A 25,576-nucleotide genomic window follows, 5' to 3' on the forward strand; every position below is an offset into this window, starting at 1 on the left:
AACCATTTTGAATGAAGTTTTTCTTACAATAAGCTTTTAATTAACGTATCAATCATCATAGGCATTTCTTTAAAAGCACTATCTACATGTAATCGTTCTGTTTTTTGGTGTGCATCTTTGCCAAATGGACCGACATTTAAGACAGGGCCTTGGAGGGCTGTCATTTCTTTAAATGGAATGCTATACGTTTCGCCCCAGACAGGTGTATTTCGTTCAAAGGCTAGCCACTCATTGGATGCATCTGAATAGTTTACATAGCTTAAATCACAAATCCCGTTAAAATAATGAATTTGTTCTACTTCAACACCAAATGTTTGGGCTGTCTTTTTCATCAATTCAATCGACTGTTTTACTAGTGGATGATTGGATGAATTAATGGCAGGGTAGTATGGTGGTGCATATAACAGAACCGTCGCTGGTGCTAATTCCTGACAGCGAATCATGAGCTGGTCTACGATGCGAATGGATTTTTCACGATCATCCCATTCACTATGCTGTAGAACTTGCTGTTTAATTGCTTGTACTTCTTCAGCACCTAATTTTTCGATGGCATGTTCCAATAGAGCTTCGTAACGTAAAACCTTTACCTTGCCTACGCCCTGTACATTTTCTCGTGTACAAATTTGCTCATAGTGGTCATTACAAGCAGCCATAGCTTCTAGTGCAACCTGTTCAAAAATAGCCATCACTTCTGCAGCTGTACGTTTTAGCAAAAAGACATTGTAAAGGGCTGCCGCACGGTAGGGCGTTTGTGTAGAATATTCCATTTTTAAATCTTTTAATTGTAACGAGACGGGTAGTGGTGTACTTTCACCTAAATCACTTTCACGGAAAAGTGGATTCCACTCCATATGCTGTGTCATATAGGAAGCAATAAAGTTAGCAGTCATGCCTTTTAATGGCTCACCAACATGGGTTTCCTTCCCATAAAACAGGGCAGCGGGCATGATCTTACCTATGGTCCCTGAATAAATATATTCATTCGTATCAGATGGTCCTTGTGAGAAGGACGGTTCACTATTTAAAAATAATTTATACGTTAAACCATGTTGTTCTCGTAGTCTTACAAGCTCTACTACCGCTGCTCGCATACCTGCAGAGTTCACTTCCTCATCCGGCACAGCTGTCAATAATAGATTGATCGGCCATTGCTCAAAGCTAGCTTTTTCAATCAACTGCATATGTAACGCCAGACCCATTTTCATATCCATTGTGCCGCGGCCAAATAAATAATTACCAGACTCCAAATCAATTCGAGCTGCCTCTGGCAAATCTTTTTTATATTTCGGTTCCATTAACTTTTTAGTTAATTCCTCTGGATAAAAAGCTAATGGCTCTAGCTCTCCATATTCCTCCGTATGCACAGTATCAAAGTGGCTAATTAACACGACTGTTTCCGTTGCCGCTGGATGCTTATATAAGGCTGTTACAGCATTTCTTCCTAAACCGGCATCATGTAATTCAATATACTCAGGATGATTTTTATAATATGGAAGCGTTAACAATTTATCTTTTAATTTATAGGCAAATTCATTTTCGCCCTTTGTTAGTGTTCGACTTTCCCAGCTAACAATTTCACAAAGTAGGGCACGTAGTTTTTCAGGTGTATTCCACATAAAAGTATTCATAAAATTTCTCCTTTTATAGTAAATTGTAATTTTTTGAAAATTATATAAATCATAAAGTGTGTTATTTGGATTACCTTTAATTTATAAATTCCACTATACGAAATTTAATCTGCATAATGGAATATAAATTATCGTAAAGGGAAAATATAAAATTGTCAATTTTAATTTTTAAGAATACTTGTAATTTTCCGTACTAATAGTGATTTCCTCTAGACATATTTCATCTAGCATCTATTTAAATATTTAAAAATTAGTTAAAATAAAATGAAACTACATTCAAAAGCAGGGGCTACATGTTAAATTTAAAAAGCACATGAAAGATTTGATAATTTGCATGAATTGTAATTTCTAAATTATTCCCCTAACAGCTATTTTAGATCTGTAAAGCTTTAGAGTAGAGGTCATATAGGATAATGGAAGGGAGAAATGGAATGATACAATCAATAGAAAGAGCAATGGTAGTTATAAATATGCTAGCAAGACATCCAAAACGGTTTTTTTCTGTGCAGGAAATTTTTAATGAAACAGACCTACCAACTAGCACAATTTACAGAATATTGTATACATTAGAAAACTTTGATTTAGTAGAGAGAAATGATAATAAAAAGGAATTTCGACTGGGCTATACATGGTTGCAACTTGGTATGAAAATGTATCATGAAACAGATATCAGGGAAAAAGCGCATCCTCTCTTAGAAAACCTTGCCTATAATGTTCGTGAAACGATCTACTTAAGTATTGCAAAACAGTTTGCATCCATTATTATTGATCGAATTGATAGTCCTAAAAATGTACGTATTATTGATATGATTGGTGAGAAAATCCCGTATCCTATCGGAGCTCCTAATAAAGTGTTGCTTGCATTTTCTAGAAGTGAGCTACAGCAGCAATTTTTAAAACAACTTGAAGAGCAAGAGAAAGAAGAATTGATTGAGAAGCTCAATGGTGTGAGAGAAAAAGGATTTGCCATAAGCTTTGGGGAAAAAACAAAGGGAACAGTATCAATAGCAGCACCTATTTTTGATTCAAATAAACAACCAATTGCAGCAATCAGCGCTGAATGCTTTGAATATGATACAGATGCTGAAAAATTGGAGAGTATAACAAAAGAAGTAATTAAAACAGCACAGCAGCTTTCATTTGAATTAGGATATATCTAAAACATTCTCCATTTTAATAACCATCTAATGTCAATGTATAGTAGACGTTAGATGGTTAAATTTTTTTAAAACACAAATGCTTCAGTTTTAGAAAGAATGGTTATTTCCTGCTACTCTCAATGCCTTGGTAATAGCGTCTTTTCGAAGGTCGTGTAGTTAACAGTAGTAGAATAATAGCGGTTAACAACATGAAAAAGGAAGCACTAACGACAACTGCACGGATTGTCATCCATTCAGCAACTAACCCAAATACAGCGGTGAATATAATGATAAAAAGAGCTTCAAAGAATCCGTAAATACTTCCAATTCGCCCCATGCTCTTAGTGGGAATGTTATTTTGATAAAATGTATAAAACCCTGTATTCGCAAAAGCAGTTGCAAATGACAATAGAAAGCATCCTAAAGCAGCAATAAGAAAAGTAAAGGATGAAGTAAAAACCAAATAACCTACTGCTGTTAAAAGAGAACCCATACCGATGAGCCATGCTGTAGGAATTTTTTCGACAAATGCTGAATTGGTTATAGAGCCAATTAACACACCTGCTCCTGCGAGACTGACTAAAATTCCATATTGTCCTTCTGACAATGCAAGAACTTGTGTTGCAAAAGCTGCCTCTAAAGAATCGGTTGCTGTCATCAAAACGACGGTAGTACTAAACAACAAATAGATCATCATGACGTAGCGATTTTTTAAGCTAAAACGTATGACCATTTGCCAATCATATAGTAAGACTCGGTAAAGCGATGCTTTTTCTGTTACATTATCAAATTTTTCATTAGCTTCAACATTAGGCATCTTAAAGGTTATACAGGCTGATAGACATAAAGCAATTGCATTTAAGTATATGGCCATATTGGGTGTTCCAAGTGTAAATAGTAAACCAGCAATAGCAGGACCAGTTAAAAATGCCCCAGAATCGAGAAGGCTACGCAGGGAATTAAAACGTTTCCGTTGTGCATTAGGGATCAATTTAGTGATATAAGTCATAGATGTTGGATGATACATAGTGCTAGCTACTGTAATGATAAAGACTAAGATATAAATTGATACTAAGCTAGAAAAGAAAGGGAGTAAAACGATTAGTATAGATTGAAAAAGATTTAAAATAATCATTAAATTTTTTTTATTAAAACGATCGATTAGGCTTCCTGACCAAAAATTAGTGAGCAAGGATGAGCATGCTCTTACAATATATAAGCCAGAAACAGCAAGAGCTGATTCTGTAAGCTTCAAGACAATCAGATTTAAGGCAATAAAATAGATCCATTCACCAATACTAGAGATACCAATACTACACAATAGGATAGCAGGATAGCGCCAGGCCTCTAAAGATTTTTTCATATAAATTCCTCCTTCAGCAAAGTCGTGATTTGCAAATAAAAAATCCCACCCCCAAGACGTATAGTCTTAGGGACGAGATTGTGGAATTTATACTCACGTGGTGCCACCCTAGTTCACTATTATGTCACTATAATAGCCTTTTCAGTACGACATAGTGCCTATGCTTATACGGTAACTCTATAACGGGAGTTCCCGTCGCACCATCAGTCAGATAGAAATCCAATGCGCTACTCCGAGGCTTGTTTCAATAATTCGTTCTTGCTCGTTTTCAGCAACTCGAGCTCTCTGGGAAGAACAGCCTTATTTACTCTTCTCTTCACTGTATTTTTGATAGTGTAGCATAGATAGATATTTCTGGTAAATAACCCGTTGGAAATTTACTTAATTAATTTGCAGAAATGCCTTTAATTGTTTCATTAGCGACTGACAACACTGAATAGTGAGCGCTATATTAGAAGGGATTTCAAGTGAATGATCAAGATTTTCGAAAACAGAAAGTTTATGTGAAGTTAATTGTGCTATTTTTTCCTGTGAATAATGGGGGTCAGCTGTGCCAATTGCCAAAAAGGCATGTTTGTCTAATAGATTTGTCAATGTATGTTCCAGTGACAACAGGGGTGTAAAGAGCACATAATTAGCAGGGATCAAGGAAGGTCGCTGCATATAAAAATCGATAATAGGCATGGTACCTAAAGATTTCCCTATGTAAATAACATGTGAATAAGGTTTTGTTTGTAAAAAGTCTTCTACAATAGGATTGACAACGCTATAAACCATATTCGAAATAGCTTGAGGCTCCTGCTCGAATTGCTGTTGTGCAAATGTATAATTAATTTGAATGACATCATAGCCGAGTTCTAGCACAAGTAACCTTGAATAATAAAGAATAGGTTTGTCATAGCTATAGCCAGTCCCAGAGAACATAAAACATATTTTATCGCTATTGTTATCAAAAAAGTTGTAGGATATACCGTTGTACATATCTTGCTTCGGTTTGATTTTCATGTAGGTTCCTCCATTATTTCTATATTTAGTTTATAATTTACTATAACAAGGAGGGGGAAATAAATGAAAGCAATTGTTATGAATGAGTTTGGTGGATCTGATGTTTTAAGATATATAGATTGTCCTAAGCCTACTATCTCTGAAGGAGAGGTTTTAATACGCACATCTTTTACTAGTGTCAATTATGCAGATATTAAAAACCGTACGGGTAATAAAGCGAAAGCGAATTTCCCGATGATTCTAGGCTTAGATGTTGCTGGTGTTATTGAAGAGGTTTTCGGTGATAACAGTGCTTTTCAAAAGGGTGACCAAGTCATTGCATTCCCCAAAAGTGGCGCTTACGCAGAATATGTGATAGCAAAGGAGCAATTAGTTTTTAAAGTTCCAAGTAATGTACCTTTTGAAAAGGTTGCAGCTGTACCGACTGTTTCTTTTTTATCGTATATCTTAACACATCAGATAGCACCCATTAGTCAACATGATGCTGTATTAATTCATGCTGCTTCAGGTGGAGTAGGGACAATGCTCATCCAAATGGCAAGAAAGCTTGGTGCAAAACAAATTATTGGTACGGTAAGTAATTTAGAGAAGGCTACAATTGTTGAACAACTAGGTGCAGATCATGTCCTCATATACGATCAATTTAGTAATCATGTCAATAAATTAACAGATGGCCGCGGTGTTGATATTGTATTTGATTCGATTGCAGGAGCTATAACCGAAGAAAGTTTGGCTTGTCTAGCACCTTATGGAACACTTGTGCAATTTGGCAATAGTGGAGGCCGTGCAGGAAACATTAAAACATCAGATTTACATAGTAGCTGCCGTAATATAAAAGGATTTAGCTTAGGCACAACTAGAGCTTCAAAACCAGAGATGTTACAACAAGTTGCGCAGGATATTTTTACTTTATTAAAAGAAGACAGCTTCCATGTGCCAATTGCTAAAGTGTTTAGTTTAGAGGAAATGCAAAAGGCGCATGATTTTATGGAGAGCCGACAGCATCAAGGGAAAATACTTATTAAAATATAAAAAAGTAAGGAAAAGATGACGCTCTTATAGTAAAGAGTATCATCTTTTTTAGTACTGAAAACAAATCAATCAATAGCAATTTTACGGGCAAGGCCTTGCTGTTCCACTTAAAACTTTTAAGGGGCTATTTTGCTTAACACTTTTGCACCATCTTTTTTCATCAACATTCTAATTCATTTAATTTTTCATAAATACGTCTTTTTCGATAGAGCATAATGCCGGTTTCTGCAACATCCTGTATCATCCCTTTATTGGCATAAGCTCCAAAAACCATCCCTGCAATGGGAATCATCTGAAACAGCTTTTTCCAGCCTAGTTGATCGCGATATGTGTAAAAAACCTCCTGCCAACCCTGAAGCTGAGAAATCATATTGTCCGAAGCTTTTTTTGTGCTATTCATTGTAGAAAGCTCCTGTAAAATCGCTTCTTTACCAACAATATCAGCAGAAGTAAACTGTAGGCACTTCACAATAAAAATACGCTCCATTTTATCATTCGGATCATAGCCATGAATCATGGCAATTTCCTGCAATGTTTTTAATGCTGTTCCTAAAATAACAGGAATATCAATAGCTAACGTAAAGATTCCACCAAAGCCAGTAGAAGCTCCTTGAACGGTAGCAAACTTTACACGCTCATTTTGTAATTGATCGCTAAGAGTGATCATGTTTTCTAATGGGATTTGACCGATATCAGCAATGGTCAATATGTGTTGAGTGGAAGAATGGTTACGGATTTTTTGCATCATTGCTTGCTCACTAATTAAATACTTTCCTCCTGATTGAATATAATTTCCCAATTCATCAACCAATAAAGCGATTTTATTTTGAATAAAGACTGGGGTCATTTTATCTAAAAGCTTAAAAGGTATTCGTCCTAACTTTTCCCAAAACCATAAATCTTTTTGATCTTTTTCCCATACTTTAATTTCCTGTAAATGCTGTTCTAATTGCTCACGGTTCTCCATCTCGTTTAATCCCCTTATGTGTCCATTTAATTTTAATGATTTAGCATATGTTATTTATTTAAGGTCTGCCGAATCTAGATCTAGCCTCCAACGGATGTCTCAGATTTTGAAGAGGAGATTTTTAAGCCTTGCTCGATAAAATCTGAACGCTTTGTTTAGCTGTACCAAAGTGATCTATGCAGAATCTGAGGCTTAATTGATATACGAAAAAATGTTTTAAAGGTTTCGCTTTATTTAATGAGTATTTCGACAAATAAAGAATAAGTCAGCGTTGCCAAACAGAAGCAAGCAGCGCGATGCCATCATTAATTTGCCCAAGTGTCAGTCCACCGTAACCAATAATGACCATTGCCTCATTGGTTCCATTTTGATAGGCAGTAGAGCAAGGGTAGACACGAATGCCTACTTCTTGTGCAAGCTGGATCGCTTTTTTCTCAGTAAGATAATGAGGTAACTTCAAAACAATATGGAGCCCTGATTTTTCACCGATTACCTGAAAGTCATTTGAAAAATGCTGAGAGATAGATGTCAGTAATGCTTGCTGTTTTTTACGATAAATTGTCCGCATTTTAGCCAAATGTTTATCGAATTGTCCTTGTGCGAGAAAATCTGCTAAGACAAGCTGGTCTACTTTGGAGACAACCGATTTTTGCTCTTGGTGGAAGGTCATAAATGGTGCGACTAAAGATTTTGGTAGAATCATATAACTTATACGTAATGATGGGAGCAATGTTTTCGAGAATGTTCCGAAATAGATAACGTGTTGAAGCTGGTCCATCTTAGCTAATGAAGGGATTGGAAGTCCCTTAAACCGAAACTCCGAATCGTAATCATCTTCTATAATAAGAGTCTCGTTCGAGATAGCCCATTGTAACAATGCAGCTCTTCTTTCCATTGTCATAATCATGCCCAAGGGGAATTGGTGAGCCGGTGTTGTGTATAACATGTGAATTGTTTTTAAGGGAAGTGTTATTCCCGAATTATCCACAGGAATTGCCTCTGTTGATAATCCACACTGCTGTATGATTGCACGTACTCGTTTAAAGCCTGGTTCTTCTAAACCAACCCGAGTAGTTGAACCAAGAAAAAGACAGAGGGCTAAAAGCTGGCTTTGCGTACCACTATAAATAAACACCTGTGAAGCGTCACACACGACCCCTCGGGAGCGTTCTACATAGCGGGCAATCTCCATACGTAAAACAGTTTCTCCTTCCCAAGGGCTTGTTGATAAGTTGTCGCAATTAAAATGCTTTTTCATGAGCTTGTGCCAAACAGCGTAAGGAAACGCTTCGTTATCCACATGGCCATTAGTAAAATCGAATTGTATGTTATCTTGGGGGTTGGTTGTGCTTGGAGCAGCAATTTGTTGTTCGACATGCTGCTGCAGCCAATCAAATTCAAATGGAGCAATGTAATAACCGGATCGTTCTTTGCTATAAATATAGCCTTCTGCAAGTAATTGTTCATAGGCTTCCTTTATAGTATGCACACTGACATCCAGCATTTGAGCAAGAGCACGTTTTGAGGGCAATTGCTCATGAGCGAGTAATCTTTTAGTTAAAATAGAGTGCTTTATTTCTTCATAGATTTGTATGTACTTAGCTGAATTTCCTGTAAATGAAATAGAGAGCTCCACATTCAAAACCTCCTTTGGTATGGTCGTTTTTTTAATAATTGGATATATCCATCATATCAATTTTGTCGTTAAATAAGTAGAAAAGGAGTGAAGTGTAGTGGAATTCATTACATTAGAAAATGAAGTAGTCAAACTAAAGCCTTTAGAGTTAAGCGATATTCAAGGACTTCTAAAGGCAGGTAGTTATCCAGAGATTTGGTCACATATGTCCACAACTATAGAAAAAAGGGAGGATGTGAATAACTTTGTGGAAAACGCACTACTTACAAGAAGCGGTAAAACTGAGTTTCCTTTTGTGATTGTGGATAAACAATCGGGGAATATTATTGGCTCTACTCGTTATATGGATATTGATGACAAGCATCAACGACTAGAGATAGGGTATACATGGCTGACACCCGCATACTGGCGCACAGCTATTAATACCCATTGTAAATATTTATTATTACAATATTGTTTTGAATACCTTCATTTACAACGAGTTCAAATCAAAACAGATCATGAAAATATCCGTTCTCAAAGAGCTATTGAACGTATAGGTGCCACAAAGGAAGGGATATTGCGTAATCATATGATTCGCAAAGATGGGACAATTCGGCATACAGTGATGTACAGTATTACAATTGAAGAATGGCCACAGGTGAAAAAACATGTAGAAGATTTATTAGTGCAAAGTAAATAAATAAAGGTATAAAATGGAATTTAATTAATCGATAAATCCGTTTTTTCTTATAAAAAGTGTCAAAAAATAATAGGAAGGGTAGAGTACCTAAAACTTGAAAGAGGGTAATCTACTTGAAACCAAAATATACTTTAAGACAAATTTATGGTGATAATGCTGTGTATACACCAAGAACACCGTATAGTGATAATCCTTGGATGATGGATGATCCTCATAAGCTAGATGCTTTAACCTCAAGAGAAGTAGCTATTGCTGATATCCCCGTATTAGTACACCGAGCCACACAAACAGAAAAAGCTCAAGAGCTACATGAAGTGGCAGGGTTACCTTGGGTTGAACAGCCCTATAGTTATGAAACCAAAGAGGAATATTTGGCACAAATTCAATCTTGGTGTGAGGAAGGAAAGACAATTGTTTGTCAATATATCCATGACTTGGAGCACATGGATCGTCAATGCTATTGGATGGATGCCGAGAAATTTAATGAGCTGAATACAAAAGCATATATCGATCATCTAATCGACAGTAAATTCGTGCCGAGCCGTTTAAATGTTGAGACATATAGACTTTCGGATGCCATTAAAAATTGGCAGCCACCAGTTGTACTAAAGCCCGGAGATGATTCTCCAACATCTGGGGGGTATGGTGTCATCATCTGTCATAATAAAGAAGAGCTAACAGAAGGCTTACGGCAATTTAGAATGACCGGTACGGAGAGCATAATTATTGAGGAACTTTTACAGACAAAGGACAATTATAGCTGTCAATTTGTTTATTCAGAGGAGCTAGGTATTCAATACTTGGGAGCCTCTCAACAAATTACCGATGATAATGGCATTTATGAAGGGAATATTATAGTAGAAAAAGTCCCTGAAAAAGTTATTGAAGTGGGAAGACATATTATGGAACGTGGTGTTGAAGAAGGTTTTGTTGGAGTGGCTGGCTTTGATTTAATCGTCACGGAGGCGGGAGATGTTCAAGCCATAGACTTAAATTTTCGTCAAAATGGTTCTACCTCTATGCTGATGTTTCATGAAGCTTTAGGGAAGCCCATTAATAAATTTGCTTCTTATGCAGCACCAAGCCCAGAAAAGAATAAGCACTTTTTTCAAACAATCAAGACATTGATTGAACAAGGGACGTTGTTTCCGCTATCTTTCTATGATGGCGATTACTTTGAAGAGCCTATAGCATCTAGATTCGTTGGCATATGGTATGCTGATACACTAGATGAAATTGAAAAGCTAGAGCAGAAGTTAGTGTATGAAGAAGAAAAGAATGGTCATTAATCGACCATTCTTTTTTTATAGATAATTGCCGCTAAAATCCAAGAAAGAAGAGACCATACAATAATCGTAATCATAGGAATAATCACATCTGTCATAGTGTACTTACCTTCTAATGCTTCCGCTAAAAGTAATAACTGTGAGCTTGGGAGCCATTCCGCTAATTTTAAGATTGGGTAAGTCGAAGATAGAGCTAAGGCCATAGGACCGAATGAGAAGATCAACATTATAGGCAGCACAATGATAGATGCTTCCATGATTGATTTAGCAAATAATCCACAAATTGTACCTAGAGCAATATAAAACACAGCAGAAAGTAATAATGCAATTGCTAAGATAAAAAGGTTCGCAGGTTCGTAGCCAACTAGAAAAATAGCCAGTGCTACAGAAACAATTGTAATAATTAGAACAAACAAGCTTTTACCAATCAAAATATCTCCAAGTGAGGCTGGGGAGAGCATGAGACTGCGAAGAGTGTTTTTTTCTTTTTCTTCTGCAATTAAACTACATTGTACGTAGGTGGTCACTATGGAGAACGTTAAATTAATTGGTAAGAAATATATGTTAATGGTATTTGCACCTGTTTGATTATATAAAAATGCCATTACAAGTGGTAATAACACCATAGATGATACAGCATAGTTACGTGAGAATTCCTTATAATCCTTCATCAATATAGCTTGAATACGTGTCATTGAAATATTCATACTAAATCACTCCCTGTTATTTGCATAAAAATGTCACCAAGTGTTGGCTCGTTTGTATAGATACATCTAACTTGCTCTGATTGCATCCATTGATATAATTTTTCTGCATCCTGAGCACCATTTTCTATAATTTCCTGAGCACCATTTTTAAGCTCTACTGTAATAGTGTCAGTACCAAATTCTTTTTTTAGGTCTTTTGGAGCTCCTATTGCTCGGATTTTCCCTTTATGGAGGAAAGCAACACGGTCACAAAGTATTTCTGCCTCGCTCATATCGTGGGTTGTTAAAAAAATAGTTGTCCCCATATCATTTAATCTTCTTAAGCCATTATAAATATGCTGCGTATTGACAGGATCAAGTGCAGAAGTAGGCTCATCTAAAAACAATAATTCGGGCTTATGCATGATGGCACGTGCAAGTGTAACACGTTGAATCATTCCTTTTGAGAGCTGACTAATCTTCTTTTTTCGGTCTGCATATAAATTGACAAAGTCTAAAGCTTCTTTGACAGCAGAATTAGGTATCTCATATAAATTACTGTAGAGTAATAAATTTTCCTCAATAGATAGTCTTGTGTACAGTCCACTATTATCTGTTAAAATACCAAAACGTTTTCGATTTTGACTTTGCTTCATGTCAGTTGCTGGCTGACCAAATAATAGAACATTGCCAGCAGATTTATCTGTTTGTGCGGTTAATATTTTAATAGTAGTAGTTTTACCTGAACCACTCGGTCCAAGAAAGCCAAATATTTCGCCTTTCTGAATAGTAAAGGAAACATCTTGTAATGCTGTCTCTTTATTAAAAGTTTTTTTCAAATGTTGCACATCAATCACTGCGTTCATGTGTAACCTCCTGTTTGTTGTTGATGTCTATACTATAATCAACAATAGTAAGGCTCACAGTAAAAATTGCGTGAAAGGCAGAAAAATGACCTTCAGTGGAACCTTATTAAAGGTGACAGGAGTCGTTTATTTCCTGGGAAATCTACTAAATTCCGAGTATTTCCTTTAAATCTGCCAGTTTATTTTTCGACAGGGGAACTACTGTCTTTTCTGTACTGTTGAGTGCTAGGCTATAGCTATTGCGTGTCCATGTAATGATCTCTCGAACCTTTTGTAGGTTAACGATATAAGAACGATGACTTCTAAAAAAGCCGAAAGGTGTCAATTTTTGCTCTAGCTCATTAAGGGATAAAGAACATGGGTATGCTTCACCAGCAACAAAGACAGAAACAACCCCATCAACACTTTCAATATAATCAATTTCAGGTGGATTAAATAAAATAATCTTGTCATTTTTCTTTGTAGGAATCTTATCAAGCCGAATTGGTGCGCTCTCAAATGGCTGTGGAGTATGTTCTACCTCCTCCTCCTTAACATCCAATGTATGTAAACCAGTTCCATCTAGCCTATGTATAACCGTACTTGTAATCATTAAGTCTTCCAAATTATTCGAGAGTAAAATAATACTTTTTTGTTGCTCGACTAAGCGTTTTAATAATTTTTGGATATTTTGTTTAGAAAAATCATCAATGTTTTGAAAGGGCTCTTCTAAAACTTGCATAGGCGATTGGTGGAGATATGTAGTCAAAAGCTTTAATCGCTGTTTTTCACCAGTAGAAAGTTTATGGATTTTAGTGTTTTTTTGTTCCATAAGGCTAAGTAATTTTAATAAATTCTCTTTTTCCCTAGTTGAATGATGAAAAAGCTTTAAAAAAAACTGTAAATGCTCGAGGACAGTTAGGCGCTCATACAAGGCACTCTCACGAAAGTATGTAAAAGTATTCTTTTGCTTCATAAACCATTGCATCAATGTATGTATTTTAGAAACATCAGTGTAGATCCCAATGATTGTACCAGGTTGTAAGGACAGGTGAAAACTTGGATAAATAACATTACCTCCTTCAATATAGGGATCAACGTCAATATTAATGTTACGTTCCATCTTTGTTCCTCCTAAATTTTGTTCTCTTGTAAAAAGCTTTTAATGTCAGTTTGTGCTTGTAGGAAGCTACTGTAGCAATAATTAGAGTTGGACGCATCCATAAAACCATGAAGCCCCTGATATTGTTTCAGATGGACATTTGGTATGCTCACAAGTGCTTGTTTTAAGGTTTTAACATCAAAGCTACTTTCCTGACTAGGTAAAATAACCAAGGTTGGACAGGAAGGTCTAACATCTATATATTGACGTATACGTGAACCATAAACACAAACGATTCGGTGGAGGGGAAGTGCTGATAATCTCCAAGCTAAAGTGGCCCCTACACTATATCCAATTAATACTACTTCTTCGTAGTCTTCACATGCTTTTAGCAGTTTTTGTGAAAGTAATTCAATAGGAGTATCGAATCCAACTGTCTGTACGAAAAAGTCATAAGCTTGTTTTTCCTGTTCATATGGAAAGGAAAGTCCCTCTGGATAGAGCGAAATACAGGTAGTAGTTGTGTTGTCATCACAGTAAGCTCTCTCCTGTTCTTTAATAAAATGATTTACCCCATATATTTCGTGTAATATAAATAGTATCCTTTTCATGATTACCTCTTTAACTTTTTCCAATAGTTTATCAAAAAGTAACGTTAACGTATATTTTGGAAATTTATGAATGTTCCTTTTTGAAATGAAAAAAAGCTGTCCGACTACTCGAACAGACTTTTTCAATATTAGTATGATTGAACAAATAAACGATAAAGAATGGACGCGATAGTAGCACGAGATAATGTGCTTTGTGGTTCGAAAAGTTGTTGTTTATCTCCTGTTAAAATTCCAGCTTGTTGTAAGCTATAAATGGCCTCTTTAGTATGAGCGGAAATAGCAGCATCATCCTTGAATAATAGCTTTGGCTGATGCTTTGATAATGGTTTTTCTATTAGCTTTGTAAAATTATACAAAATTACGGCAGCTTCCTCTCGGCTAATAGGTTCATGAGGCCTAAACTTTCCATCTGTTGAATCAACTAGCTTATGTTCATGAGCCCAAGCAATAGCTTCAGCAAAATAATCATCTGGTTTTACATCTGAAAAAGGGGCTTTTGTTGTAGTGCTAATCCCCTGTGCTCGACTGAGAACAGTAATAAATTGTGCTCTTGTCAGTTGTGCGTTTGGATAAAACTGATTTTTTGTGATGCCATTAAATATCTGAGTGCTTGCTAAGTATTCAATAGCTGTTTGAGCCCAGTGTCCTTGTATATCTGAAAATGTACTGTTATTCGAGTTGCCAAATGTAAAAGCAGTAACAGTGCCACTAACCTCGTGGGCAGCAAGTAAAGTTGGAAGTCCAGTAATACTTGTGGATGCAGGAATAAAGGTTAAACCTTCTGGTGAAACATCTCCCTTTATGTTTTCACTAAAATCTCGTTCATTGAAATATTGAACAAACTCTGGAGCATCCGGCTTTGTAATATCATACATCATAATGCCACCAACTCGTTCTATACCGATAAAGGCATACGTACGATCACCAATTTGCCCGATTTTTACATCCTCTGGTTCAGGTCCTTTTTTACCGCTGCGATTATCAAGCTTAGTATTATTATTGGAAGCATTGAAGTATTCAGGCAATTTGTATCGGCTTCATAGATTGAGAAAGACCGTGCACCGAAGCTATATAACTTTCCTTGTTGTAAACCATCATAATCAGATGAATCAAAAAGAACAACATCATTTCCTTTTAATTCCGTTTCTTTTTCATTTATGTAACCATTCCAATCACGTGAATCGCCTTCATTTGCTGTGACTAAATACGTTTTACCATTTACCTCGTAGGATGCAATTCCATCAGGCATATAGATTCCAAAAAGATTCTCTGTAGTAATATTGATTTTGTTATCTTTCATAAAATCCAGAGCATTTTTTTCCTTACTATGATCCTTAAAACCTAATGGTTGTATATTTATCCATTCACCCATTGTAAGATCTAGAGTAGCAATAGCATTTGCTTCTTGTAAGGTAATATAGGCTTTATCACTCATACGATTAACAGCTATATATTCTGGTTCAAAATCAACGGACGGATTCGTTTTCTTCTTTAGAATTATTCCTTTAGCCACAAGATCCTCACGTTGAGCGTCCATAGCCTTAAAAGTTATGTTTTTAGCGGTGGCTTTTGTCATATCAGTTGAGAGCTCAATTATACTGACGCTGCCTTCGGGATCTGTGGCCATCTCATAACCTTCTCGGGGTTCACCTTCATTTGCTACAAGTATCTTCTTTCCATCCGGGGTAAAGGTGATCATATCAGGCTGTTTACCAGCTTCCACAACATGAAGGATTGTACCACTGTAATCTAACAATACAGCTAATCCATTATCATTGTAGTCTGCTGCTTGTACTGCGGCTGCGATGATATCCGATTCCGTGCTAATACTAATACTTGTCACGTCCCCATATGAGAAGTTTGGTTTTACTTCTTTTAATGCCTTTTCAAGATTTATGAATTTCTCTGCTTTTAGGGTAGTAAAGGGCGTATTTTTTTGTAAAGGGACAACCTCAATTTGCTTAGTCGTCCCGTTGATCACATAATATTTGTGATTGTCAGCATTGTAAGCAACGATTTCGGTTGCGCCGCCATCCTCATTTTTTACACCAGAATCATACCGAGAGGAGACATTTAAGGTTAATTCAGACGGTATTTTTTCTACCGCATAGGATTGATTTTCTCCCACTAAAAAGGAAGCTAAAGCTATAGAACAACCTGCTGCCATTGCGGCTAATTTTTTATACTTCATACATATTAAACCTCCAATTAAAGTTAGTTTAAGCGTACATGTCCAATGTAAAGGCCGTATAAAGATTAATTAAAGAATAGTAAGATTTAGCAAAATATAAGGTTTTCATTATCATTTTAGTTGATAATGATTATCATTATCGTATAATGAGGTAAGGAGGAAATATAAAGTAATTTTTGTATATGAAAAGTAAACAGTTAGAGCTGTGGTAGGTAAGCCAATGCTATGGCCTTGGGATAGGAATAACAAATGAAAGGTGTGTTAAATATTGTTAGAACAAGAATTGTATGATGTAACAATCATTGGTGGGGGACCTGCAGGTTTGTATGCTAGTTTTTACTGTGGTTTACGTGAAATGAAGACAAAGTTAATTGAATCACAGCCACAGCTTGGTGGTAAAATCCATGTTTACCCAGAGAAAATGATTTGGGATATTGGAGGAGTTACGCCCATTTCAGGTGGGCAACTTATTAAACAATTAGTCGAGCAAGCCTTAACGTTTAATCCTTCCATTTATACAAATGAAAAAGTGCTGTCAATTGCCAAAAATAAAGAAGGAATTTTTGTCGTTACAGCTGAATCTGGAAATATTCATTATTCTAAAACGGTTATTGTTGCTATTGGTGGTGGCATTCTGAATCCTCAAAAAATCGAAATTGAGGGAGCTGAACGCTTTGAAGTATCGAATTTAAACTATACAATCAAATCCTATGAAAAATTTAAAGATAAGACAGTAATAATATCTGGTGGTGGTAATACCGCTGTAGATTGGGCATTAGAGTTAATGGAGGTAGCTTCCAAGGTATACTTAACTTATCGAAAAGATAAATTGTCTGCACATGAGGCTCAAATAACAGAGCTTACGAATAGTGCCATTGAGTGTCATTATAATTCTGAAATTACCAAGCTCATTGCAGACGATCAAGCAGGAATGATTAAAGCGATTGCTTTAACGAATCATGAAACAGGCACTGTAACAGAAATTCCTGTCGATGAAGTGGTTATCAGTCATGGCTATATACGTGATAAGGAGTTATTAGATAATAGCCCGCTAGCCATTGAACGTAAAAATGACTATTTTATTGCTGGTTCAATAAATAGTGAATCTTCCATTCCGGGTCTGTATGCTGCAGGTGATATTCTGCATCATGCTGGTAAAATCCATTTAATTGCTGCAGCATTTCATGATGCATTACATGCAGTCAATAGTGCGAAGAAGTATATTCAACCTGATGCTTCAGAGGGTGGTATTGTTTCCTCACATAACGATATATTTAAACAACGTAATCGCAAGCTATTGCAGGAAAGTTTAAAATGATAATTCCTAGGAACACTAATAAACTGTTGGTGTTCCTTTCTTTCTGTTTTCACATGCTTGATGAGGAAAATGATGTTCTATAAAATTGCCCCACTTAGTTGTTTTTTATCGGAAGGAACATAGATTTCCCTTTTTTGGACAACCTAAGCTAGAAATAATGACATGAGGTGATGATCATGAAAATAGAAAGGTCGTCCGAGTGGGAAGAAGGATTTGTTAATCGATTAAATCATCTTGAGAAATGGCATAGCTGGACATTGTATAAGATGAATTATGATATTGTGAAAATGAAATTGATTCCTGACTTTACAGGATTACAAGCTACGAAGTATTTACCTAATTTAAAGCCGCTGACACATCAGCTAGAAGCAGCTGAAACTGTAATTGAACGCATGAATGGAAAGGCTATCTTAGCTGATGAAGTAGGTCTTGGTAAAACGATTGAAGCTGGTTTAATTTTAAAGGAGTATCTCATTCGAGGTCTTGTCAAAAGGGCATTAATTTTGGCCCCTGCCTCTCTAATTAATCAGTGGATAGAAGAGTTAAATGTTAAATTTCATATACCTGCCATCGCCTATAAAAAAAATTGTCCGATAGAGCGCTACGATGTCTTAATTATGAGTATGGATACAGCAAAAAAAAGTCCTCATAGAGAGCGTATTTATGAGCAAGATTATGACATGATTATTATTGACGAGGCACATAAATTAAAAAATAATAAAACACAAATTTATGAATTCGTTCAAGGTTTAAAGAAAAAATTCTGCTTATTATTAACAGCCACACCTATACAAAATGATGTGTTCGAATTGTTTTATTTAATCTCATTATTAAAACCGGGTCATTTAGGGAACTATGATACCTTCCAATCGGCATTTTCAGCTAGTAAGCATCATTTAGAACATGATGATTATTTGAAAGAATTAGTCAATCAGGTTATGGTGAGGAACCGAAGAGAAGATACGGGTATAGAATGGACGAATCGTTGTGTTCAAATTGTACCGATTACTTTTACGGACGAAGAAAGAGAAGTTTATGATATGCTTGGAAACCTTGAAAACACAGGATCATTTTCATTAATTACATTGCAAAAGGAAATGTGTAGTAGTAAGGAAGCGACAGCATTAACATTAACAAATATGCTGGAAGAGCATGCACAGTCACAAGATATTGAAGCAATTATAGCAAAGGTAATGGCTTTAAAAGTAAATTCAAAAGCAGAAAAAACGCTAGAAATTGTGAAGCAAGCAAATGACAAGGTTATCATTTTTACTGAATATCGGGCTACACAAATTTATCTACAGTGGTATTTACACTCTAATGGTATAACGAGTGTGTTGTTTAATGGTAAATTTAATAAAAGTAAACGAGATTATATGAAGCATCTTTTTAAAGAAAGAGCACAAGTACTTATTGCTACAGAGGCAGGTGGAGAGGGGATAAACCTTCAATTTTGTCATCATGTTATCAATTATGACTTACCATGGAATCCAATGAAGCTAGAGCAAAGGATTGGTCGTGTCCACCGTTTAGGTCAGGAGCATGACGTCCATATTTATAACCTTGCTATCGAAAATACCATTGAAGAAAAAATCTTGGAATTACTTCATACAAAAATAGATGTGTTCGAGAAAGTGGTTGGTGATTTAGATGCCATTTTAACTAACTTTAAAGAATCCGTATGAGGTAAGGAGGAGCAGCCATGTATCCGCAACAAGTCCATCACTATTTAAAGGAATTTTTTTCTGAGAATGACTGTGCCATTTTGGTAGAAGAAAATCATTATTTAACGGTACAACTAACAGTAGATATTGATAAAAGAATTATGAATAGGCCGTTTTACTGGCAGTATATAGAAGCGACGAATAGTGAGCCAAACCCAGCACAAGTAACCTTTATTACAGATCAGTCAGCACTATCAGGCAATGTATTTGGAGAGGCAATTCATTACGGTTCGCCACGTCTAAATCAGCTATTTTTAGCGACAAGGGAGCTTGGTGCATATGTACAATTGTTTGAAAAGGTTGATCGAGATATGGGACAGGTCATTTTAACGCCCTGGCTAGGCGTTAATTTTAAAGTTTCCTATTGCTGTGATCGTACGAAAGAAATGCTTTATTCATTTGGTATCAATTTATTAACGGGTGTTATCAAGGAGGATTTTCATGAAACGATTTGTTCTTCGGATTTTGACACAGAACCCGCAGACAATGTATTTCATGTGCAATATATTATAAAGCCAACGCGAGCGCTTGAAAGATTAAAGGCTACAATAGAGTCAATTATTGAGCAGGACGATCATTCATGGGCAAATGAAGCACAAAAACGATGGCAACGAGATCAACGAGTTTTAGATTATTTTTATGAAGATGTAGAGGAAAAACCAGAATGTTATGAAATTGAAAGAAAAGCATTAGAGGAGCAATATGAATCTAAAATTAAAATTGACATAGTGAATGGCGGATTATTTTATCTCTTTTAAGAAGGAGCTGTCTGAAATAAGGACAGCTCCTTTTCTTTTATGAATCTTCAACCAAGCTCTGTAGCTGAGCCAATTTATTGTCCCAAAATAAATGGAAATATTGCAGCCAATCTTCAATTTCTTTTAAACGCTCGCTATGCAGCGTATAGATTTTCTCTCTACCCTTTTTTTGGGCAGAAATAAGCTCTGCCTGTTCTAATATTTTTAAATGCTTCACGACAGCAGTTCGACTTATGTCAAAATGCTCGGAAATATTAGAAATGGGTCTATCAGTTGCTGCAAGGAGCTGTAAGACATTTCTTCTTGTAGGATCAGCAATTGCTTGAAAAACATCATACTTTACTGCTGATTGAGACATTAGGATTCGGCAATCTCTTTTAATTTTTGATGAATAATCATTGTCCACCCGCCATCCATTTTTGTACGGATAGCTTCAGCAGCTGTGTTGGCTTTAGGGATAATATGTGAAGCTTCCTTCCAGCCTCCATGTGTTAAGGTAAATTCAGTTTGCTGTCCTACTTCTTTTAGCTCAAAAGTTACAAACCAGCCATCCTCATCCCAGGCAAATCGCAGAAAATGTGGGGCATCTACACGTTCTACCTTACAAGGTGAAGGTCCAAAAGGTGATTGAATAGTGAATTCGTGGCCTTCGATAGGTTGAAAATCATTTGGCATAAACCAAGTAGCAATCTTTTCAGCCGTTGCTACTGTTTCCCACACTTTTTCAATAGGGGCGTTTAGTGTAATTGTTTTGACAATATCCTGTAATTGTTCAGTCATGTTGAGTTACTCCTTTGTTGATGATATATAACCATAAGGTGTTATGAATATATAACACCTTATGGTTATATGTCAATAAAAATAATTTCTATCTTTTTGTAGGGCGATGCTTGTGCTACAATTAATTAAAATTTTCTGACAGATGGTGAGGGGATTTTATGGTCAACATATCTGTGTTCTTAGTTATGTGCATTTTGCTCATTATTTTACCTGGTCCTGATACAGCCATTGCCACAAAAAATACGTTAACTGTAAGTAGAAGGGGAGGGTTGCAGACAATAATAGGTTCTTGTTGTGGTTTATTGATTCATACATGTGCAGCAGTTATCGGACTTTCAGCTATTATTGTGAAATCTGCCTATATATTTGCCGTATTAAAGTATGTTGGAGCGGTTTATTTATGTTATTTAGGTATAAAAACCTTATGGACAATTCGAACAATACGCACACAACCGCCTGTTGTCGAAGATGTGGAAAGCATGGATCACAAATATTCTCAGCAATCTTGCTTTAAGCAAGGGTTTCTAACAAATGTGACAAATCCAAAGGTCGCTGTATTTTTCCTAACATTTCTTCCGCAGTTTGTGGACGGTACAAGCGGGACATTTTTTCCTTTTTTAATAATGGGTTTAATTTATACAGCATTAACCATGTTATGGTTTGTCTTTTATGTCTATCTTTTAGATCGAATTAGCGCATTTATGAAAAGGCCATCGACGAAGGCTATTATCGAAGGGGTAACTGGCGCTGTGTTAATAGGCTTTGGAATTAAATTAGCATTAGAAAAAGCCCACTAATTTTGTTGGGCTTTTCTAATGTAATATAAAATGTTAGAAGAAAAGGAATCCTATGCTAATAATGATTCCGGTATAAATTAAAATAAACAAACAGAAGCCCATAATATCTTTTGCCTTTAACCCAGCAATAGCAAGAGCAGGCAAAGCCCAAAATGGCTGAATCATATTCGTCCATGCGTCTCCCCATGCAATTGCCATAGCTGTTTTCGCATAATCTGCCCCTAATGCCGTCGCAGCATCTAACATAATAGGCGCTTGCACAGACCATTGTCCACCACCTGATGGAACGAAGAAATTGACTAATCCTCCTGAGAAGAATGTAAATAGATAGAAAGTATGTTCATTGGAAATACTCACAAACCATTGAGAGAACACTGCAGCTAAACCTGAATCTGTCATCATTCCCATAATGCCCGCATAGAAAGGAAATTGAATAACGATACCTGTAGTTATTTTAATGGCATCCTGTGCTGCCGCAAGGAAACGCTGAGGAGTACCATGAAAAATAATGCCCAAAACAATAAAGATTGTATTGACTACATTTAAATCTAGGGCAAAGCCTTTTGTAATAAAATGATGAAATAAAAAGACAAGTCCAATTAAACCGATTAATATCGTTAAAATATAGCTACGCTCCGAACGACTTGCGAAGTTATTTTCTGGCTTAGGTAGTGCGACTTTTTCTTCCTCTAATAATGAGGGCTCAACTTCAATTGTATCTTCGTCCTTTGGCATCATCCAGCGATTAAAGAAAGGTAAAGTTAAAGCTATTACAATAACAATAAATAAGTTATACGTTGAAAATAGTGTAACATTTGTTGGTATAACACCAATTAAATTTGCAAAAGGATGTCCCTCAGTTGCAATGGACAGGGGAATAGAGCCTGCCAATCCTCCATGCCAAATGATAAAACCCGAATAAGCACTAGCAATTAATAAGCGGTAATCTACTTTCTTTACATGACGAGCAATTTCCTTTGCAAATAAAGCCCCAATGACAAGACCAAATCCCCAGTTAATCCAACATGCTATAAGTGATATGAATGTTACAATAATAATGGCCATGCTTGGTGTCTTTATTTTACTAGCTACAGCTGACAACCCTTTTTTGAAAATTGGGCTATTTGCCAGTATATGTCCAGCTGCTAACACAATGACCATTTGCATCGTAAATTCTAATAATTTCCAAAAATTCCCTCCCCAATAAGTTACCATTTCGAGAGGTGACGAATCAGTAAGAGAGACCCCTAATAACAGTACTAATACTGTGAGTATAGTGACAAATATGTATGGGTCGGGTAAATACTTTTCCATAATAGTATTTGAAATCTTTGTTAATGTTTTCATTCATGAATCCCCTTTCTTTTTTCTGCATCCCCTACACTTAATATTACATAGAGATTATTGCGAATAAAGAGAAAATTTGTATAAGGGACGATAAATAAAACGTGTAATAGAAATAGATGTTTTGGGATTTTAATAAACGTGACCTAAATTAATGTTATTGTAATCATATGAAAGCCTTACAGCTATAGTATTCGGATACAAATTTTTTTAGAAGAAGGACTAGCAATATCAGAGAAGAATTTATTACTATATAGGAGTTTTTTAAAATAATTCATAACAAATTAGAATAAATGAGGAAGATGTTTATGGAATTACGAGATTTAAAAGCTTTTATGGCTGTGGTTGAACATGGAAGTTTTACGAAGGCAGCGAATGAATCGTTTGTATCGCAGCCTTCATTAAGTAAAAGCATTAAAAAATTAGAAGATACATTGCACGTTGAATTGTTAAACAGATCTACACGTAATGTAGAGTTAACAGATGCTGGAGATATAGTCTATAAACAGGGGCAAAAAATAATGCGCTCTGTACATGATTTGCATATTTTACTGGATGATTTATTACATATTAAAACTGGCTCAATCAAGTTAGGAATTCCACCTTTAATTGGTACATTATTTTTCCCGAAAATAGCTAGGGACTTTCATCAACAATATCCAGAAGTCCATTTAGAGCTGGTAGAACGAGGAGCAAAAATGGTAGGTACGTTAGTAGAAAATGGCGAGGTGGACATGGGAATAGTTGTGCTGCCCACTGATGAAAGGAAATTTTCAGTTCAGCCATTTGTAGAGGATCAATTTTTCGTATTTATTAATGAATTACACCCATTAGCTCAACAACAACATATACAATTACAAGATTTAAAAAATGAAACTTTTATTATTTTTGCTGAGGAATTTGCATTACATGATTATGTTATTAAATCATGTAAAAATGTTGGGTTTACACCCTATGTGGGCTATAAAAGTTCGCAATGGGACTTAATAGTTGAACTAGTTTCCTCCAATTTAGGTGTGACACTACTGCCATACTCCATTGCTGCCAAACAAACAAATACTAATGTCAAAATTCTTCCTCTATATAATTTTGACATGCCATGGCGTCTGGGAATTATTACAAAGAAAAATACATATCAATCCTATGCATTAAAACAGCTACTCAAAACAGTTCGTATGCAAGAAGATAAGTGATTTATTCTATTTAGGAATAAATAGTATTCAAATTAATTCCTTTACTTGTAAAATAGCAATGATGTAGAATTTTCCTTAATAAACGAGCAAATTTGGGAGGTTTCGAGATGGGGAATGGGAAGGTATGGAGTTCGTTCGAAGATGCTGTTGCAGATATTAAGGATGGAGATACATTAGCTGTAGGAGGCTTCGGGCTATGTGGTATACCTGAAAAGTCAATTGCAGCATTAGTCCAACAAGGAACGAAGGATTTAACGGTTGTTAGTAATAATTGCGGTGTGGATGATTGGGGACTTGGCTTACTGTTAGCAAATAAGCAGATTAAAAAAATGGTTGCTTCCTACGTAGGGGAAAATAAAATTTTTGAACAGCAATTTTTAAGTGGTGAACTAGAAGTAGAATTAACGCCACAAGGTACACTTGCTGAACGACTACGTGCAGGGGGGGCAGGAATTCCGGGGTTTTATACAGCTACTGGGGTGGGAACGCCAATTGCTGAAGGAAAAGAAGTAAAGGTTTTTGATGGAAAAGAATATATTTTAGAAGAAGGAATTGTTGCTGATTTTGCCCTTGTCAAAGCGTGGAAGGCTGATAAGCTAGGAAACTTAGTATACAGAAAAACTTCGAGAAATTTTAATCCTTTAGCTGCTATGTCTGGGAAAATTACGATTGCCGAAGTAGAAGAGATTGTTGAGGTAGGCGAATTAGACTCAGACCATATTCATACACCAGGGGTTTTCGTGCAACGTGTGTTAGTAGGCGAAAATTATGACAAGCGTATTGAGCGTTTGACGGTGAAAAAGGGGGAAGCATAATGGATACAAGACAGAAAATCGTCAACAGAGCAGTGAAAGAAATAGCAAATGGTATGAATGTCAATTTAGGTATAGGTATCCCAACACTTGTTGCAAATGCAATTCCTGCCGATTACGATGTGCTGTTACAATCAGAAAATGGTCTTCTTGGTATTGGCCCTTACCCAGCTGAAGATGCGGTAGACCCTGACTTAATTAACGCTGGGAAAGAAACTGTCACCGCAGTTCCAGGAGCATCTTTCTTTGACAGTGCAGAATCATTTGCTATGATACGAGGTGGCCACATCGATCTTGCTATTTTAGGTGGTATGGAGGTATCTGAAACAGGAGACCTTGCTAACTGGATGATTCCAGGAAAAATGGTGAAGGGTATGGGCGGTGCTATGGACCTTGTTGTCGGAGCCAAAAGAGTAATCGTTGTAATGGAGCATGTGAATAAAAATGGAGAATCAAAGATTAAAAAGCAATGTGAGCTACCACTAACAGGTAAAGGGGTAGTGCATCGATTAATTACAGACTTAGCTGTATTTGATTTTACACAAGAGGGTATGAAGCTTATAGAATTAGCTGAAGGTGTTACTTTAGAGGAAGTAAAAGAAAAGACTGCTGCATCGTTTAGTGTAGCTTTAGCCTAATAATTTCAGACCTAGGACTGTTCCCTGAATGATTGTAGA

25 protein-coding genes and 1 other annotated feature are annotated in these 25,576 nt (G+C 36.2%); of the genes, 11 read left to right on the forward strand and 14 right to left on the reverse strand.

Features of this window, described 5'->3' with window-relative positions; genetic code table 11:
- Positions 1–23: 23 nt before the first annotated feature.
- Entirely contained in the window at positions 24–1,628 is a 1,605-nt protein-coding gene (locus OU989_RS01465; protein WP_274795340.1) for a M20/M25/M40 family metallo-hydrolase, read from the reverse strand.
- 431 nt (positions 1,629–2,059) lie between these two features.
- Here OU989_RS01465 and OU989_RS01470 point away from each other — a divergent pair, with 431 nt between their 5' ends.
- Positions 2,060–2,788 (forward strand): IclR family transcriptional regulator, encoded by a 729-nt coding sequence (locus OU989_RS01470; protein WP_274795341.1) that lies wholly within the window; start codon positions 2,060–2,062, stop codon positions 2,786–2,788.
- A 100-nt stretch (positions 2,789–2,888) separates the two neighbouring features.
- Here OU989_RS01470 and OU989_RS01475 read toward each other — a convergent pair whose 3' ends face one another.
- Together OU989_RS01475 and OU989_RS01480 are read right to left on the reverse strand one after the other, a co-directional pair.
- Positions 2,889–4,130, reverse strand: a complete 1,242-nt coding sequence (locus tag OU989_RS01475; RefSeq protein ID WP_274795343.1) for an MFS transporter — start codon at positions 4,128–4,130, stop codon at positions 2,889–2,891.
- 65 nt (positions 4,131–4,195) lie between these two features.
- Positions 4,196–4,459, reverse strand: a binding site (T-box leader).
- A gap of 52 nt (positions 4,460–4,511) precedes the next feature.
- Positions 4,512–5,135 (reverse strand): hypothetical protein, encoded by a 624-nt coding sequence (locus OU989_RS01480; RefSeq protein WP_274795344.1) that lies wholly within the window; start codon positions 5,133–5,135, stop codon positions 4,512–4,514.
- Between the two features lie 63 nt (positions 5,136–5,198).
- Here OU989_RS01480 and OU989_RS01485 point away from each other — a divergent pair, with 63 nt between their 5' ends.
- Entirely contained in the window at positions 5,199–6,167 is a 969-nt protein-coding gene (locus OU989_RS01485) for a quinone oxidoreductase family protein (RefSeq protein ID WP_274795345.1), read from the forward strand.
- Positions 6,168–6,327: 160 nt separating this feature from the next.
- Here the strand turns inward: OU989_RS01485 and OU989_RS01490 are convergent, their stop codons facing one another.
- A complete protein-coding gene (locus OU989_RS01490) occupies positions 6,328–7,134 on the reverse strand; it encodes an EcsC family protein (protein WP_274795346.1) in 807 nt (268 codons plus the stop codon).
- A 265-nt stretch (positions 7,135–7,399) separates the two neighbouring features.
- Positions 7,400–8,770 carry a MocR-like pyridoxine biosynthesis transcription factor PdxR gene (pdxR, locus tag OU989_RS01495; protein ID WP_274795347.1) on the reverse strand — a complete coding sequence of 457 codons (1,371 nt, stop codon included), beginning with the start codon at positions 8,768–8,770 and terminating at the stop codon, positions 7,400–7,402.
- Positions 8,771–8,867: 97 nt separating this feature from the next.
- Here pdxR and OU989_RS01500 point away from each other — a divergent pair, with 97 nt between their 5' ends.
- Positions 8,868–9,452 (forward strand): GNAT family N-acetyltransferase, encoded by a 585-nt coding sequence (locus OU989_RS01500; protein WP_274795348.1) that lies wholly within the window; start codon positions 8,868–8,870, stop codon positions 9,450–9,452.
- 113 nt (positions 9,453–9,565) lie between these two features.
- Complete coding sequence (gene ldmS / locus OU989_RS01505; protein WP_274795349.1) at positions 9,566–10,741, forward strand: L-aspartate--L-methionine ligase LdmS; 1,176 nt, start codon at positions 9,566–9,568, stop codon at positions 10,739–10,741.
- Here ldmS and OU989_RS01510 read toward each other — a convergent pair.
- The 6 genes from OU989_RS01510 to OU989_RS01535 all read right to left on the reverse strand — a co-directional run bounded on the left by OU989_RS01510 (position 10,738) and on the right by OU989_RS01535 (position 16,173).
- Positions 10,738–11,445, reverse strand: a complete 708-nt coding sequence (locus tag OU989_RS01510) for an ABC transporter permease (protein ID WP_274795350.1) — start codon at positions 11,443–11,445, stop codon at positions 10,738–10,740. The genes ldmS and OU989_RS01510 overlap by 4 nt on opposite strands.
- Positions 11,442–12,290 carry an ABC transporter ATP-binding protein gene (locus OU989_RS01515; RefSeq protein WP_274795352.1) on the reverse strand — a complete coding sequence of 283 codons (849 nt, stop codon included), beginning with the start codon at positions 12,288–12,290 and terminating at the stop codon, positions 11,442–11,444. Before OU989_RS01515 ends, OU989_RS01510 begins: the two co-directional genes overlap by 4 nt.
- A 145-nt stretch (positions 12,291–12,435) precedes the next feature.
- Complete coding sequence (locus OU989_RS01520) at positions 12,436–13,392, reverse strand: response regulator transcription factor (protein ID WP_274795353.1); 957 nt, start codon at positions 13,390–13,392, stop codon at positions 12,436–12,438.
- Positions 13,393–13,403: 11 nt separating this feature from the next.
- The gene (locus tag OU989_RS01525) at positions 13,404–13,982 is read right to left on the reverse strand and encodes a dienelactone hydrolase family protein (RefSeq protein ID WP_274795354.1); all 579 of its coding nucleotides are present in this window, start codon (positions 13,980–13,982) and stop codon (positions 13,404–13,406) included.
- 128 nt (positions 13,983–14,110) lie between these two features.
- Positions 14,111–15,007, reverse strand: coding sequence for an S-layer homology domain-containing protein (locus OU989_RS01530; RefSeq protein ID WP_274795355.1), 897 nt, complete (start codon positions 15,005–15,007; stop codon positions 14,111–14,113).
- Positions 14,923–16,173 carry a choice-of-anchor I family protein gene (locus OU989_RS01535; RefSeq protein WP_274795357.1) on the reverse strand — a complete coding sequence of 417 codons (1,251 nt, stop codon included), beginning with the start codon at positions 16,171–16,173 and terminating at the stop codon, positions 14,923–14,925. Before OU989_RS01535 ends, OU989_RS01530 begins: the two co-directional genes overlap by 85 nt.
- A 268-nt stretch (positions 16,174–16,441) precedes the next feature.
- On the opposite strand from OU989_RS01535, the gene OU989_RS01540 reads away from it, so the two are divergent.
- From OU989_RS01540 to OU989_RS01550, 3 genes are all read left to right on the forward strand, one after another.
- Positions 16,442–17,491, forward strand: a complete 1,050-nt coding sequence (locus OU989_RS01540) for an NAD(P)/FAD-dependent oxidoreductase (RefSeq protein ID WP_274795359.1) — start codon at positions 16,442–16,444, stop codon at positions 17,489–17,491.
- A 170-nt stretch (positions 17,492–17,661) separates the two neighbouring features.
- Positions 17,662–19,176 (forward strand): DEAD/DEAH box helicase, encoded by a 1,515-nt coding sequence (locus OU989_RS01545; protein WP_274795361.1) that lies wholly within the window; start codon positions 17,662–17,664, stop codon positions 19,174–19,176.
- Between the two features lie 17 nt (positions 19,177–19,193).
- Positions 19,194–19,973, forward strand: coding sequence for a YqhG family protein (locus tag OU989_RS01550; protein WP_274795362.1), 780 nt, complete (start codon positions 19,194–19,196; stop codon positions 19,971–19,973).
- Positions 19,974–20,010: 37 nt separating this feature from the next.
- Here the strand turns inward: OU989_RS01550 and OU989_RS01555 are convergent, their stop codons facing one another.
- Positions 20,011–20,331 carry an ArsR/SmtB family transcription factor gene (locus OU989_RS01555; protein ID WP_274795363.1) on the reverse strand — a complete coding sequence of 107 codons (321 nt, stop codon included), beginning with the start codon at positions 20,329–20,331 and terminating at the stop codon, positions 20,011–20,013.
- The gene (locus OU989_RS01560; RefSeq protein WP_274795364.1) at positions 20,331–20,753 is read right to left on the reverse strand and encodes an SRPBCC family protein; all 423 of its coding nucleotides are present in this window, start codon (positions 20,751–20,753) and stop codon (positions 20,331–20,333) included. Before OU989_RS01560 ends, OU989_RS01555 begins: the two co-directional genes overlap by 1 nt.
- A gap of 158 nt (positions 20,754–20,911) precedes the next feature.
- On the opposite strand from OU989_RS01560, the gene OU989_RS01565 reads away from it, so the two are divergent.
- Positions 20,912–21,550 carry a LysE family translocator gene (locus OU989_RS01565; protein ID WP_274795365.1) on the forward strand — a complete coding sequence of 213 codons (639 nt, stop codon included), beginning with the start codon at positions 20,912–20,914 and terminating at the stop codon, positions 21,548–21,550.
- 33 nt (positions 21,551–21,583) lie between these two features.
- Here OU989_RS01565 and OU989_RS01570 read toward each other — a convergent pair whose 3' ends face one another.
- Positions 21,584–22,897 carry a short-chain fatty acid transporter gene (locus OU989_RS01570; RefSeq protein ID WP_274795366.1) on the reverse strand — a complete coding sequence of 438 codons (1,314 nt, stop codon included), beginning with the start codon at positions 22,895–22,897 and terminating at the stop codon, positions 21,584–21,586.
- 305 nt (positions 22,898–23,202) lie between these two features.
- On the opposite strand from OU989_RS01570, the gene OU989_RS01575 reads away from it, so the two are divergent.
- The 3 genes from OU989_RS01575 to OU989_RS01585 all read left to right on the forward strand — a co-directional run bounded on the left by OU989_RS01575 (position 23,203) and on the right by OU989_RS01585 (position 25,537).
- Positions 23,203–24,087: a LysR family transcriptional regulator gene (locus tag OU989_RS01575; protein ID WP_274795367.1), complete on the forward strand. Its 885-nt coding sequence runs from the start codon at positions 23,203–23,205 to the stop codon at positions 24,085–24,087.
- Between the two features lie 107 nt (positions 24,088–24,194).
- Positions 24,195–24,902, forward strand: coding sequence for a CoA transferase subunit A (locus OU989_RS01580; protein ID WP_274795368.1), 708 nt, complete (start codon positions 24,195–24,197; stop codon positions 24,900–24,902).
- Positions 24,902–25,537 (forward strand): 3-oxoacid CoA-transferase subunit B, encoded by a 636-nt coding sequence (locus tag OU989_RS01585; RefSeq protein ID WP_274795369.1) that lies wholly within the window; start codon positions 24,902–24,904, stop codon positions 25,535–25,537. The genes OU989_RS01580 and OU989_RS01585 overlap by 1 nt, the downstream gene beginning before the upstream one ends.
- Positions 25,538–25,576: the final 39 nt, after the last annotated feature.

The sequence above is a fragment of the Lysinibacillus irui genome, from assembly GCF_028877475.1.
In the GTDB taxonomy this organism is placed as follows: Bacteria; Bacillota; Bacilli; order Bacillales_A; family Planococcaceae; genus Lysinibacillus; species Lysinibacillus irui.